Origin of the sequence: Streptomyces rugosispiralis, assembly GCF_024505145.1 — a bacterium.
Lineage (GTDB): Bacteria > Actinomycetota > Actinomycetes > Streptomycetales > Streptomycetaceae > Streptomyces > Streptomyces rugosispiralis.
Window position 1 is genome coordinate 791,533 of record NZ_JANIAA010000001.1, and the last position, 13,907, is coordinate 805,439.

The window sequence follows — 13,907 nt, forward strand, 5'->3', positions numbered from 1 at the left end:
TTGCGTGGTGGATAGACGAATACATGGAGCACCAAGAGGTCACTCATGCAGCCCTTCGTACTGAAGCACGCAATCCCCGCCGAGCGGTCGTCGGCCAGTGTTCCCTACGCCTATAGCGCGGCCCTGCAGTTGAATGTCCTCTCCGACGGCCGTCCGGCCATCGCCGACCGGGCGGTGCTGCTGGCGACCGGCACGACCACGTCCACAGCCGGCTCCAAGACGCACTTCGACGACTGACCTGCACACATATCGATGACGGTACTCATCCTGACCTGTCGCCAGGATGTCACTGCCGACTTGGTGGTGGCGGAGCTGCGCGAACAAGGCGTCCCTCTGGTGCGTTTCGATCCGGCCGACCTTCCGGATCGGGCCGCCCTGTCGGTCGAATTCGACCGTGGCGACTTCACGGGATTTCTGTCGACCGAGGGACGCCTCGTCAGCATCCACGGTGTGCGGTCCATCTGGGTGCGCCGGCCGGGGCGGCCGGCGGCCCACGCGCCGAATCCGTCGGAGTGGCTGACGGCCGAGTGCGGACAGGCCCTGTACGGGATGCTCTACGCGACAACGGCACGCTGGATGAACCATCCCGCGGCCGCCGAACCGGCCCGGCACAAACCCTTCCAGTTGCGGGTCGCCCAGCACAGCGGTTTCGCCGTGCCCTCGACTCTCGTCACCACCTATCCGCGCGCTGCGCGTGATTTCGCCGTCCGGTACTCGGACATCGTGGTGAAATCCGCCTCCGGTCCGCCGTCCGTCGATCCGCCGGTCGCGCTGCCTACCACCCGTATCGGACCGGACACGGATTTCTCCGATGTCGCGGCCGCGGCGACCCTTCTTCAGCGCTACATTCCCAAAGCGGCGGACATCCGGCTGATCTGCGTCGGCAGCCAGTTATTCGCCGCTCGCAAGACCGCCGCCTCCGGCCAGGTGGATGGGCGCTATGGCTGTCATGGACACCGCTGGGAACCCGTGGATGTGCCCGCCAGAATCGCGCGCTCGGTGCATGAGTACATGACGCTCACCGGTCTCGCCTACGGGGCCTTCGACTTCGCCGAGGACGCCGAGGGCGGGTGGTGGTTCCTGGAGTGCAACCAGGGGGGTCAATTCGGCTTCGTCGAGCTCGAGACCGGTCAGCCCATCGCGGCGGCGGTCGCGTCCTGGCTGGCGGCCCCGGACGCCGCGCCGCGCTGAGGGCGGGCCCCGCCGCGTATCCGCCCCCTCGGCCACACACGGTCACGGCCGGTGACACGGAGGAGGGCGCCCCCGGCCGTGGCCGGGCGGCGCGGGCCGGAGGGCGCCCTGGCGGGCCGGGTACTGCGCCGGACCGGTCCGCCGGTCGTATGGTGAAGTGAGAGTCCGCGCCACCCATGGGTTCCAGTCCGCGCGGGAGGTTCCGATGACCGTCGCCGAGAGCATTCGCCACCCGACGGACGCGTCCCGCTATGTGCCGATCGCCGAGCACGGTCTGCTCGGCGACCTGCGCACCGCCGCGCTCGTGGACACGCGCGGCACCATCGACTGGTACTGCCCGGTCCGGTTCGACGCCCCCAGTGTGTTCGCGTCGATCCTCGACGCCGACCGCGGCGGTTCCTTCCGGCTCACACCCGAGGTGCCCGCCCGGACGAAGCAGTTCTACTTCCCGGACACCAACATCCTCATCACCCGCTTCTTCGCGGACGACGGGGTCGCCGAGGTCCAGGACTTCATGCCGATCGTGGACGACTCGCGCGAGGCGGACCGGCACCGGCTGATCCGCCGGGTGCTGTGCGTCCGCGGATCGCTGCCCTTCACCGCCCGGGTGGCGCCCCGGTTCGACTACGGCCGGCAGTCGCACACGGTGCACACCGACAAGGGGCTCACGATCTTCGAGTCCCCTGAGCTGTCGCTCGCGCTGACCTCCGGCGTCACCGTGGAGATCGACGGACCCGATGCGGTGTCCACGTTCAAGCTGGTCGAGGGCGAGGCCGCGGTGTTCGCGCTGGACCGGATCGGCGATGCGGTGCAGCCGCGGCACTGCCCGCGGGCGGAGGCGGAGGAGCTGTTCGACGCCACCGTGCGCTACTGGCGCCGCTGGCTCGCGCAGTCCCGCTACCGCGGGCGGTGGCGGGAGATGGTGCACCGCTCGGCGCTCACCCTCAAGCTGCTCACCTACGCGCCGACCGGCGCCATCGTGGCGGCCCCGACGACCAGCCTGCCCGAGCAGATCGGCGGCGAGCGCAACTGGGACTATCGATACCTCTGGGTCCGCGATGCCGCGTTCTGCATCTACGCGCTGCTGAGACTGGGCTTCACCCAGGAGGCCGAGGCGTTCGTGCGCTTCCTGTCCGAGGGCATCACCCTGGGGGACGGCCCCGGCGGCCCGCTGCAGATCATGTACGGCATCGACGGCCGCAGCGAGATCCCCGAGCAGATGCTCCCCCATCTGGAGGGGCATCTGGGCTCGTCCCCGGTCCGGATCGGCAACGCGGCGGTCCACCAGCTCCAGCTGGACATCTACGGGGCGCTGGTGGACTCCCTCTACCTCTACGACAAGTGGGGGCAGCCGCTGTCCAGCGACCACTGGGACGCCGTGTGCAAGCTGGTCGGCTGGGTGTGCGACAACTGGGACCGGCCCGATATGAGCGTCTGGGAGACCCGCGCCGGTCCACAGCACTTCCTGTACTCGCAGCTGATGTGCTGGGTCGCGATCGAGCGGTCGATGCGCATCGCCCGCCACCGCGGGCTGCCCGCGGACATGTCCCGCTGGTCGGCGGCGCGCGATGACATCTACCGCCGGATCATGCGCCGCGGCTGGTCGCCGCGGCGGCGCGCCTTTGTGCAGCGCGAGGGCGAGGAGGTGCTCGACGCCTCGCTGCTGATGATGCCGCTGTCGAAGTTCATCTCCCCCACCGACCCCAAGTGGCTGTCCACCCTGGACGCGCTGGGCGAGGAACTGGTGGCCGATTCGCTGGTGTACCGCTACGACCCCACGGTGAGTCCGGACGGGCTGCGCGGTGCGGAGGGCACCTTCTCGATCTGCTCCTTCTGGTACGTCGAGGCGCTGTCCCGGGCCGGCCGGGTGGACGAGGCGCGGCTGGCCTTCGAGAAGATGCTCACCTACGCCAACCATGTCGGGCTGTACGCCGAGGAGATCGGCCGCACCGGTGAGCAGATCGGCAACTTCCCGCAGGCGTTCACCCATCTCGCGCTCATCAGCGCCGCGTTCAACCTCGACCGGGCCCTGGGCTGACGGCGCGGGCACGCGTCCCGGCGGGGTCACGCCCCCCGGCGGGGTCACCGGCGACCGACGGGGTCCTCGGCCAGGACCCGGGCCATGGTGCGCTCGGCCAGGGCGGTGATGGTGACGAACGGATTGACGCCGATGGAGCCCGGGATGAGGGAGCCGTCGGTCACGTAGAGCCCGTCGTAGCCGGTCACCCGGCCGTATGCGTCGGTGGCCCGGCCCAGGACGCAGCCGCCCAGCGGGTGGTAGCAGAAGTCGTCGGCGAAGGCCCGGGTGTCGCCGAAGAGGTCATAGCGGTAGATCGTGACATTGGCGGAGTTGACGCGGTCGAAGAGCGCCTTGGCCGCGGCCACGGAGGGCGCGCTCTGGGCGCGGGTCCAGTTGAGTACGGTGGTGTCCTTCGCCGCGTCGTAGGTGAAGGTGCCACGCTCGGGGTTCCGGGTGATGGCCAGGTAGAGGCTGGCCCAGGTCTCGAGGCCGGCCGGCAGCGGGGCGATCTCGGCGAAGACCGGATTGGTGGGGTTGGACCAGTCGTCGATCGCCATCACCGGGATGGTGGACTGATGGGCACCGGTCGGGTTCCACACGTGATTGGCGCGGCCGAGCATGACATTTCCGTTGCCGCCCCAGCCCCGGCCGACCTCGGCGCTCAGCTCGGGGAGGGCGCCGGTCTCGCGGGCGCGCAGCAGGAGTTCGGTGGTGCCGAGGCTGCCCGCGCCGAGGAAGAGCGAACCGCAGGTGATCTCGTCGGTGGCGACGACGGCGCCGGTGGTGTCGACGCGGTCCACGGTGAGGACATAGGTGCCGTCCGGGGCCCGCCGCAGGGCTCGGGCGCGGCTCAGCGTCTGCAGGGTGACCTGGCCGGTGCCGAGCGCGGCGGCGAGATAGGTCTTGTCGAGGCTGCGCTTGCCGAAGTTGTTGCCGTAGATGACCTCTTGGGCGAGCGCGGACTTGGTCGCCGTTCCGTCGGCCTCGCGCCGCATGTAGTCGAAGTCGTAGACGTTGGGCACGAAGACGGTCTTCAGCCCCGCCCTGGCGGCCTGGGCGCGGGCGACCCGGGCGTAGGTGTACCACTCCGTGGCCTCGAACCACGCGGAGGGCACGGTGGTGGCGCCGAGCATGCGGTTGGCCAGCGGGAAGTACGTGTCGTACATCGGGTCCGCGGCCACCTGCGGCAGCATCTGCTCGAAGTACGAGCGCGGCGGGGTGACCGCGATACCGCCGTTGACCAGCGAGCCGCCGCCGACCCCGCGGCCCACGTAGACGGACATGCCGGGGTAGCGGACGCGGTCCAGGACGCCGGGATAGGGGGTGATGTCCTTGTTGATGACGTCCAGCCACAGGAAGGTGGACAGGGGTGCCTCGGTTCTCGACTTGAACCACATGGAGCGCTGGTCGGGGGCGGTCATCGAACAGTGGACCCGGCCGTCGGGGCCCGGGGCGTCCCATAACCGCCCCATCTCCAGGACGAGCGTTCTTATCCCCGCCTCGCCGAGCCGGAGCGCGGCCACGGCGCCGCCGTAGCCGGAGCCGATGACGACGGCGGGGAAGTGGTCGGCGCTCCCGGCGGCCGCCGCCGGGGTGAGGCCGATACGGGTGAGGCCGAGGGCCGCCGCGCTCTGCAGGGCGGCAAGACCAAGAATGTGACGGCGCGTCAGATTTGCTGTCATGGCGGCATGATGGGCGGAATCGCCGGAACTCGCCATGGCGAGACACAAGGTCTTTTTCGACCCCGAGGGCAGGCGAAGTTCTCGTTATTTATCGTTTGATCTCGCAGCCGCGCCCCTCCCAGGGAAGGACACCGCCCGTGAAGATCGCTCGTATCGAGACATTCCTGGCCCCGCCGCGCTGGATGTTCGTCCGGGTGGAGACCGACGAGGGGGTGGTCGGCTGGGGCGAGCCGGTGGTCGAGGGGCGGGCCGAGCCGGTCCGCGCCGCGGTCGAGGTGCTCACCGAGTATCTGATCGGCCAGGACCCCATGCGGATCGAGGACCACTGGCAGGTGATGACCAAGGGTGGCTTCTACCGTGGCGGACCGGTCCTCTCCAGCGCCGTCTCCGGGCTCGACCAGGCGCTGTGGGACATCAAGGGCAAGCACTACGGCGTACCGGTGTACCAGCTGCTCGGCGGTCCGGTGCGGGAGCGGATCCGCGCGTACGCCTGGATCGGCGGCGATGAGCCCGAGGAGATCCGCGACGCGCTCACCGCGCAGATCGAGGCGGGGTTCACCGCCGTCAAGATGAACGGCTGCGGCCGGATGACCCCGGTCGCCACCCGGGCGGAGATACGCGCGGCGGTGCGCCGCGCCGAGACCGCCCGTGAGGTCCTCGGCGACGACCGCGACTTCGGCCTCGACTTCCACGGCCGGGTCTCCCCCGCCAACGCCCGGCGGCTGCTGCCGCTGCTCGCCGAGGCGGCGCCGCTGTTCGTCGAGGAGCCGGTGCTCTCCGAGCACATGGACATCGTCCCGGACCTGGTGAACGCCTCCCCCATCCCCATCGCGCTCGGTGAGCGCCTGTACTCGCGGCGCGAGTTCATCGCCCCGCTGCGAGCCGGGGTGGCCATCCTGCAGCCCGATATCTCGCATGCGGGCGGCATCTCCGAGCTGCGGCGCATCGCCGCCCTCGCCGAGCCCCACGGCGCCCAGCTCGCCCCGCACTGCCCGCTCGGGCCGGTGGCGCTCGCCGCCAGTCTGCAGCTGGCCTTCACCACCCCGAACTTCCTCATCCAGGAGCAGAGCATCGGCATCCACTACAACCAGGGCGCCGAACTCCTGGACTACGTGGCCGATCCGGAGCCCTTCCGGTTCACCGCCGGGCAGCTGTCGCGCACCGACCGCCCGGGGCTCGGGATCGAGGTGGACGAGGCCGCGGTGCGCACCGCCGACCGCCGCGGCCACGCGTGGCGGAATCCGGTGTGGCGCCATGCGGACGGCTCGCTCGCCGAGTGGTGAGCCCGGTCCCGCGCGGGGTGGTGGCTGAGCCGTCGCCGCTGGCTCCCGGCTCCACCCCCACCGATCCCAGCGTCTAAGCGGCGGTTCGGGTCCATGTACAGCGCCACCCGGCGCGGTCGCGGGGCCACTCTGCGTATCCCCGGCGACCATGGACGAGAGGACCGGTTGCCGTGCCGCGCGCCATCCACGAGAACTCGATCACACCCCGGGCGTCCCACGTGGTGGGCGGCAGTAGGGTTCGCCGACAAGCGTGTGTTGGTAACGGGCAGGTAGAAGGGATCGGGCATGTTCCGCAAGGTGCTGGTCGCCAATCGTGGTGAGATCGCCATTCGCGCCTTCCGCGCCGGCTATGAGCTGGGCGCGAGAACCGTCGCCGTTTTCCCGCACGAGGACCGCAACTCACTGCACCGGCTGAAGGCCGACGAGGCGTACGAGATCGGTGAGCCGGGCCATCCGGTGCGGGCCTATCTCTCCGTCGAGGAGATCATCCGCGCGGCGCGCAAGGCGGGCGCGGACGCGGTGTACCCCGGATACGGCTTCCTGTCCGAGAACCCCGATCTCGCACGCGCGTGCGAGGAGGCGGGGATCACGTTCGTGGGGCCCAGCGCGCAGATCCTGGAGCTCACCGGGAACAAGGCACGCGCGGTGGCCGCGGCCCGTGCGGCCGGGGTGCCGGTGCTGGGCTCCTCCGAGCCGTCGACCGATGTGGACGAGCTGGTCCGGGCCGCGGACGAGCTCGGATTCCCGGTGTTCGTCAAGGCCGTCGCCGGTGGTGGCGGGCGCGGGATGCGCAGGGTCGAGAGCCGGGAGACGCTGCGCGAGTCCATCGAGGCGGCGGCGCGGGAGGCCGAGTCCGCCTTCGGCGATGCCACGGTCTTCCTGGAGAAGGCGGTGGTGGAGCCCCGCCATATCGAGGTGCAGATCCTCGCCGACGGCGAGGGCGATGTCATCCATCTGTTCGAGCGCGACTGTTCGGTGCAGCGGCGCCACCAGAAGGTGATCGAGCTGGCTCCCGCGCCCAACCTCGATCCGGAGCTAAGGGCCCGGATCTGCGAGGACGCGGTGAAGTTCGCCCGGGAGATCGGCTATCGCAACGCCGGTACGGTGGAGTTCCTCCTCGACCGCGACGGCCGCCATGTGTTCATCGAGATGAATCCGCGGATCCAGGTCGAGCACACGGTGACCGAGGAGATCACCGATGTGGACCTCGTCCAGTCGCAACTGCGGATCGCCGCCGGTCAGACACTGTCCGACCTCGGGCTCTCCCAGGACACCATGTATCTGCGGGGTGCGGCGCTGCAGTGCCGGATCACCACCGAGGACCCGGCCAACGGCTTCCGCCCGGACACCGGGATGATCAGCGCGTACCGCTCCCCGGGCGGATCGGGCATCCGGCTTGACGGTGGCACCACCCACTCCGGTGCGGAGATCAGCGCCCACTTCGACTCGATGCTGGTCAAGCTGACCTGCCGGGGGCGGGACTTCGCCACCGCGGTCGGCCGCGCCCGGCGCGCGGTGGCCGAGTTCCGCATCCGCGGGGTGTCCACCAACATCCCCTTCCTCCAGGCGGTGCTGGACGATCCGGACTTCCGGGCCGGGCAGGTCACCACGTCGTTCATCGAGCAGCGGCCGCATCTGCTGACGGCGCGTCACTCCGCCGACCGCGGAACCAAGTTGCTCACCTATCTCGCCGACATCACGGTGAACAAGCCCCATGGCGAGCGGCCCCATCTGATCGACGCGACCACCAAGCTTCCCCCGGTGCCGGACACCGAGCCGCCCGCCGGCTCCAAGCAGCTCCTCACCGAGCTGGGCCCGGAGGGGTTCGCGCGCCGGCTGCGCGAGTCGCCCACCATCGGTGTCACCGACACCACCTTCCGGGACGCGCACCAGTCGCTGCTGGCCACCCGGGTCCGCAGCAAGGACCTGCTGGCCGTGGCCCCGGTGGTGGCGCGGACCGTGCCGGAACTGCTGTCGCTGGAGTGCTGGGGCGGGGCCACCTACGACGTGGCGCTGCGCTTCCTCGCCGAGGACCCCTGGGAGCGGCTGGCCAAGCTGCGCGAGGCGGTGCCCAACATCTGTCTGCAGATGCTGCTGCGCGGCCGCAACACCGTGGGCTACACGCCGTACCCGACCGAGGTGACCACCTCCTTCGTACGGGAGGCCACGGCCACCGGGATCGACATCTTCCGGATCTTCGACGCGCTGAACGACATCGGGCAGATGCGGCCCGCGATCGACGCGGTGCGGGAGACCGGCTCGGCCGTCGCCGAGGTGGCGCTCTGCTACACCTCCGACCTGTCCGATCCCTCGGAGCGGCTCTACACCCTCGACTACTATCTGCGGCTCGCCGAGCAGATCGTGGACGCGGGCGCGCATGTGCTGGCCATCAAGGACATGGCGGGGCTGCTGCGCGCACCGGCCGCGGCGAAGCTGGTCTCCGCGCTGCGCCGGGAGTTCGACCTGCCGGTGCACATCCACACCCATGACACCGCGGGCGGTCAGCTCGCCACCTATCTCGCGGCGGTCCAGGCCGGTGCGGACGCGGTGGACGGCGCGGTGGCCTCCATGGCGGGCACCACCTCCCAGCCGTCGCTGTCGGCGATCGTGGCCGCCACCGACCACTCCGACCGGCCGACCGGTCTCGACCTCGAGGCGATCGGCGGCCTGGAGCCGTACTGGGAGGCCGTACGCAAGATCTACGCACCGTTCGAGGCGGGCCTCGCCGCGCCGACCGGGCGGGTGTACCACCATGAGATCCCCGGTGGTCAGCTGTCCAATCTGCGCACCCAGGCCATCGCGCTCGGCCTCGGCGACCGCTTCGAGGACATCGAGGCGATGTACACCGCCGCGGACCGGATCCTGGGTCATCTGGTGAAGGTCACCCCGTCGTCGAAGGTGGTCGGCGATCTCGCGCTGCACCTGGTGGGGGCGGGGGTGTCGCCGGAGGACTTCGAGGCGCGGCCGGGCCGGTACGACATCCCGGACTCGGTCATCGGCTTCCTCCGCGGCGAGCTGGGCAATCCGCCGGGCGGCTGGCCCGAGCCGTTCCGCGGCAAGGCGCTGGAGGGCCGCGCCGCCGCCAAGCCGGTGGCCGCGGAGCTGTCCGCGGAGGACCGGGAGCAGTTGGAGAAGGATCCGCGGGCCACGCTGAACCGGCTGCTGTTCCCCGGCCCGACCAAGGAGTTCGAGGCGCAGCGGCAGGCCCATGGTGACACCAGCGTGCTGGACAGCAAGGACTTCTTCTACGGGCTGCGCCCGCGGCAGGAGTACACGGTGGACCTCGAGCCGGGTGTCCGGCTGCTGATCGAACTGGAGGCCATCGGCGACGCCGACGAGCGCGGTATGCGCACGGTGATGGCCTCGCTGAACGGCCAGTTGCGCCCGGTCCAGGTGCGGGACACCTCGGCGGCCTCCGATGTGCCGGCCACCGAGAAGGCCGACCGGAGCAACCCCGGCCATGTGGCGGCGCCCTTCGCGGGTGTGGTGACGCTGGCGGTGGCCGAGGGCGACCAGGTGGAGGCCGGTGCCACCATCGGCACGATCGAGGCGATGAAGATGGAGGCCACCATCGCGGCCCCGAAGAGCGGGACCGTGTCGCGCATCGCCATCAACACGATTCAGCAGGTGGAGGGCGGCGATCTGCTGGTCGCCCTGAACTGAGCCGGGAACACCTCCTGCCACGAGCCGCCGTCACCGGCCCCCCGGCCCTCGGGTCAGGGGCGGCCGGGGGCGGCGGCTTCGTATGCCCGCAGAAAGGTGTCCACCGCGGCTCGGGCGACCGTGCGGGTCTCGGCCGTGGAGACCTTGCGGGTGCCCAGCCGGGACCGCATCTCCATGGGGCCGGTGAGCAGTGCGAGCAACTGCTCCGCGGCCTGCGCCGGATCACCTGGCCGCAGCCGTCCGGACAGCGACAGCCTGGCCAGCCGGTCCGCCAGCGCCTCACCGAGCCGGATGGCCGTACGCCCCTGGACGGTCTCGATCAGATCGGGGAAGTCGGCCGCCTGGGCGTAGGTGAGCCGCCGCAGGGCGCGGGAACGCTCACCGCAGCACACCTGGAGCATCCGGTACGCCATGTCCTCCAGGGCGGCGCGCAGATCGTCGCCGGGCTCGCGCAGCCGCTCGACGACGGCGAGGTTCTCGGCCATCACGGCGTCTGCAGCGGCCTCGATGGCATGGCGGAACAGGGTCTCCTTGTCGGTGAGGTGGTTGTAGACCGTGGGCTTGGCGACCCCCGCCTCATTCGCGATCTCCTGGACACACGACTGTCCGTACCCCCGGCGCGCGAAGACGGTGAACGCGGCGTCAAGGATCGCCTGCCGCTTGTCGATACGCCCTCGCGGAACCTTCCGCCCGGACGGGGCTGTCACTGCCGTCATCCGCGCATCGTATCCCACGACGCTCCGAATTGAACTCCTCGGTTCAAGAATCCCAACCCCCTTGTTCATTGACTGGTCCGGCCATTAATTTGAACTCACGAGTTCACCAACGGAGGGAACCACCCATGCTGGTCAATGTGTTGCGGTTCAGCTTCAAGGACGGCACGACGGAGCAGGAGAAGGCCGAGGTGCTGGCGTTGATGCGCCGCACGGGCGCGGTGGAGGCGGTCTCGTTCTCCGCCGCCGGCCAGTTCCTCGGCGACTCCGCCGAGGGCTTCACCCACGCCTACTGCGCGGCGGTGACCGATCTGGAGGCACTGGACCGGTATCTGCACGACCCGGTGCACATCGCGGGCGACGACGAGATCCTTCCCCATATCGCGAAGCTCTCGGCGTTCCAGCTGTCGGACGACATGGACCCCACCCTCGGCGAACGGGTCATGGGCATGCATCTGAAGAAGGTGGCGACGTACCCGCGGTGGGGTCAGGCGCTCGACGCGATCTCGGACCTCGGGGGTCCGTCCGGAAGCTCTTCCACCGGCTGATCCTCGGGCCGCCGCGGGGCGGATCGACCGGGCAGCCTGGTGGCCAGCAGCGCACCGGCCGCGGCCACGGCCGCGAGGACCGTCAGCGCGGGTCCCATCGCCGAGAGGAAGACATCGGCCGCCCAGCGCGGCCCGTCGCCGGGCGGCCGTCCGCCCGTGCCGTCCCGCCCGGCCATGCTCATCAGCGTGGTCGCGGCCGCGACCCCCAGCGCGGGCCCGATGTTCATGGCGGTCTGCTGGAGTCCGCCCGCCACCCCGGCGGTGTCCACGGACGCGTCCCGCACGACGACGGTGGTCGCGGTGACCATCACGGTGGCGAAACCCGCGCCCAGCAGGAGAAAGCAGCCACCGATCGCCTCGGCGCCCGAGCCCCGGCCCAGACGGGACATCAGCAGCACACCGGCCACCACCAGAACCATCCCCGCCACCGCCGTCCGGCGGGGCCCCTGACGGCGGGTCAGCATCGCCGCCACCGGCGCGCCCAGCACCATCATCACCGCGAGCGGCAGCGCCCGCAGCCCGCTGTCGAGCGGATCCAGCGCGAGCACGTCCTGCAAGTAGTACGTGCCGAGGAACAGCGCCCCGAACAGTGCGGCCGACGCGGCCACCAGCACACCGAGCGCCGGGCCCGCGGTATCCGACCGCAGCACACCCGGCGGCACCAGCGGATCCCCCGTCCGGCGCTCATGCCGTACGAAGGCGCCTCCGGCCGCCACGGCGCATCCGAGCCCGAGCGCGGTCGCCACCGTCCAGCCGGTCTCGGGGACGCCGACGAGCGTGTGCACCAGCCCGGCCAGCGCCACCGCGAGCAGGCCCGCACCCGGCAGATCGAGCCGCGGCCGGGCGGACTCACGGGGCGTCGCCGGGGCGCGGACGGCGGGTGCCGAAGGGGCCTGGACGGCGAGCGCCGCCAGACCCATGGCGAGGGCGGGCGCGACATTGACGAAGAACACCGCCCGCCACCCCAGATGGGTGGTCAGCGCCCCGCCAACCAGCGGACCGGCCACGGCCGCCAGCCCGATGGCGCCGGTCCGCACGGCGACCGGCCCGCCGATCCGGTCGGGCGGATACGCGGCCCGCAGCATCCCGAGGGTGGCGGGTTGCAGCAGCGCCCCGAAAACCCCTGGGCGACCCGCAGTCCGATCACCCAGCCGATGCCACCCGCGAGCCCGATGCCCGCCGAGGCGGCACCGAAGCCCAGCATCCCGATGGCGAAGACGCGCCGATGGCCGTAGCGGTCGCCGAGGCGGCCCGCGAAGACCAGCAGACTCGCCACGGCGATCAGATATCCGGTGCTGGTCCACTGCACCTGGGCGAATGTGGCGTTCAGGTCCCGTTGCAGCCGGGGCTGGGCGACCGTCAGCACGGTGCCGTCCAGGGCGACGATCACGGCTCCGGTGACGCTCGCGACGAGGGTGAGGCGCCGTCCGCGCGGGCAGTCGTGACGGAACATCAGCTCGAACATGCCGCGGTTGGTCAGCGCGAAGTCGAGCCAGCTCCGCGCCAGCGCCGTCAACTGCTCACGGGGATCGCCCTCATGGGCGGCGATCGCCGCACCGGCCTGCGCGGCCAGGCTCTCGAAGCCACGGCGCGCGATGGCGGACAGCAGGGACAGATGCGTCGGGAAGTACCGCCGCGGCGCGCCGTGGGACACCCCGGCCCGACGGGCGATCTCCCGCGGCGAAAGGGCCGTAGACACTGTCTACGGGTTCATAAGAACGAACAAACGCTCAAGATGGGGGACATAGATGCCGCCATATGCACCAGAAGGAGGCAGATTTGTTCAGCTACCTGAACCTATTCTCGGGTAAAGAACTGCCCGTGAGCCTTGACGGTCCATTTGGTCCGGTCCAATCTGCGTGGTGCGCCATGAGCACGCCACTCCTTTACCGGATCAGGAAGGAAGTCAACGACCATGGCAGAAAACCCCGCTCCCCACCCGTTGAGCCGCCGCCGGGTCCTCGGTTCGATGGCCGCGGCAGCCGTCGGAACGCCGATCGCCCTCGGGCAGCTGACCTCGGGCGCCACCCCGGCCTCCGCCGCCTCCCGCGCCGCGGCCGCGCAGTTGCTCTGGCATCCTGACCCGTCCGGCGACGGGCTCAAGGCGTTCGAGGGCATCGAGGCCGACCGCGGCGGCGCCCACCCGGACCGGAAGTACGTGCTCGTCGAGGGCGGTGACCACTACCGCTTCAACATCTGGAAGGACGACCGGGACACCACCGGTGGCGGCGACCGCCAGCGCACCGAGTCCAAGGGCATGGTGCAGGGCGGCTCCACCGTGAAGATGCGCGACGGTGAGACATGGAGCCTCAGCTACGAGATGTTCATGCCCACCTCGCTGCACGGCACCAGCAAGTTCACCCACATCTTCCAGACCAAGACCCCGGTGGACAACGGCGGTCCGTACATCACCCTGGACCTCGGCCGCAGCGGCAGCACGGAGACGCTGCGGGCCCGTGCGTACGCCAACTCCGGCTCACCGGACATCGCCTCGACGGACCTCGCGCCGCTGCGCAACAAGTGGATCACCATCGAGTGGACGTTCACCATCGGCTCGAACGGCAAGGCGGCCTTCGTGGCCCGCAACGGCACCGGGTCCGGCGCCCCGGTGGCGGTCCAGGGCAGCATGTCCAATGTGAAGATGCCCGACCAGGACGACTACCAGCGGCCCAAGTGGGGCATCTACCGCTCGGTCGAAAGCGCCTCGTCGGACATCCTCGACACCTATCTGCTGTTCCGGAACTTCCGGGCGTCCAAGTCATAGCCGACGGTCCCTCTCGCGGCGCGGCACGCCCGCGGCGGTGGCG

At 70.6% G+C, this 13,907-nt stretch carries 9 protein-coding genes and 2 pseudogenes; 7 read left to right on the forward strand and 4 right to left on the reverse strand.

Going from position 1 to position 13,907, the window contains the following annotated elements; genetic code table 11:
- Positions 1–45 precede the first annotated feature (45 nt).
- The 3 genes from tgmA (at position 46) to NP777_RS03580 (ending at position 3,229) form a co-directional block, all read left to right on the forward strand.
- Entirely contained in the window at positions 46–237 is a 192-nt protein-coding gene (gene tgmA, locus NP777_RS03570) for a putative ATP-grasp-modified RiPP (protein ID WP_044580068.1), read from the forward strand.
- Between the two features lie 15 nt (positions 238–252).
- A complete protein-coding gene (tgmB, locus tag NP777_RS03575; protein WP_256648515.1) occupies positions 253–1,191 on the forward strand; it encodes an ATP-grasp ribosomal peptide maturase in 939 nt (312 codons plus the stop codon).
- A gap of 205 nt (positions 1,192–1,396) precedes the next feature.
- Entirely contained in the window at positions 1,397–3,229 is a 1,833-nt protein-coding gene (locus NP777_RS03580) for a glycoside hydrolase family 15 protein (RefSeq protein WP_256648516.1), read from the forward strand.
- A 44-nt stretch (positions 3,230–3,273) separates the two neighbouring features.
- On the opposite strand, the gene NP777_RS03585 is transcribed toward NP777_RS03580, so the two are convergent.
- Complete coding sequence (locus NP777_RS03585) at positions 3,274–4,893, reverse strand: GMC oxidoreductase (protein ID WP_256648517.1); 1,620 nt, start codon at positions 4,891–4,893, stop codon at positions 3,274–3,276.
- Positions 4,894–5,030: 137 nt separating this feature from the next.
- On the opposite strand from NP777_RS03585, the gene dgoD reads away from it, so the two are divergent.
- Together dgoD and NP777_RS03595 are read left to right on the forward strand one after the other, a co-directional pair.
- The gene (dgoD, locus tag NP777_RS03590; RefSeq protein ID WP_256648518.1) at positions 5,031–6,176 is read left to right on the forward strand and encodes a galactonate dehydratase; all 1,146 of its coding nucleotides are present in this window, start codon (positions 5,031–5,033) and stop codon (positions 6,174–6,176) included.
- 285 nt (positions 6,177–6,461) lie between these two features.
- The gene (locus NP777_RS03595; RefSeq protein WP_256648519.1) at positions 6,462–9,839 is read left to right on the forward strand and encodes a pyruvate carboxylase; all 3,378 of its coding nucleotides are present in this window, start codon (positions 6,462–6,464) and stop codon (positions 9,837–9,839) included.
- Between the two features lie 53 nt (positions 9,840–9,892).
- Here NP777_RS03595 and NP777_RS03600 read toward each other — a convergent pair whose 3' ends face one another.
- On the reverse strand, positions 9,893–10,555 hold the full coding sequence (locus NP777_RS03600; protein WP_256648520.1) for a TetR/AcrR family transcriptional regulator: 663 nt from the start codon (positions 10,553–10,555) through the stop codon (positions 9,893–9,895).
- A gap of 125 nt (positions 10,556–10,680) precedes the next feature.
- On the opposite strand from NP777_RS03600, the gene NP777_RS03605 reads away from it, so the two are divergent.
- Complete coding sequence (locus NP777_RS03605; protein WP_256648521.1) at positions 10,681–11,100, forward strand: Dabb family protein; 420 nt, start codon at positions 10,681–10,683, stop codon at positions 11,098–11,100.
- Here the strand turns inward: NP777_RS03605 and NP777_RS03610 are convergent.
- A pseudogene (locus NP777_RS03610) lies at positions 11,040–12,490 on the reverse strand (MFS transporter). The gene NP777_RS03605 and the pseudogene NP777_RS03610 overlap by 61 nt on opposite strands.
- A gap of 21 nt (positions 12,491–12,511) precedes the next feature.
- Positions 12,512–12,799, reverse strand: a pseudogene (locus NP777_RS03615) (TetR/AcrR family transcriptional regulator); the annotation flags it as partial.
- Between the two features lie 216 nt (positions 12,800–13,015).
- On the opposite strand from NP777_RS03615, the gene NP777_RS03620 reads away from it, so the two are divergent.
- A complete protein-coding gene (locus NP777_RS03620) occupies positions 13,016–13,864 on the forward strand; it encodes a hypothetical protein (protein ID WP_256648522.1) in 849 nt (282 codons plus the stop codon).
- The last annotated feature ends 43 nt before the right edge of the window (positions 13,865–13,907 follow it).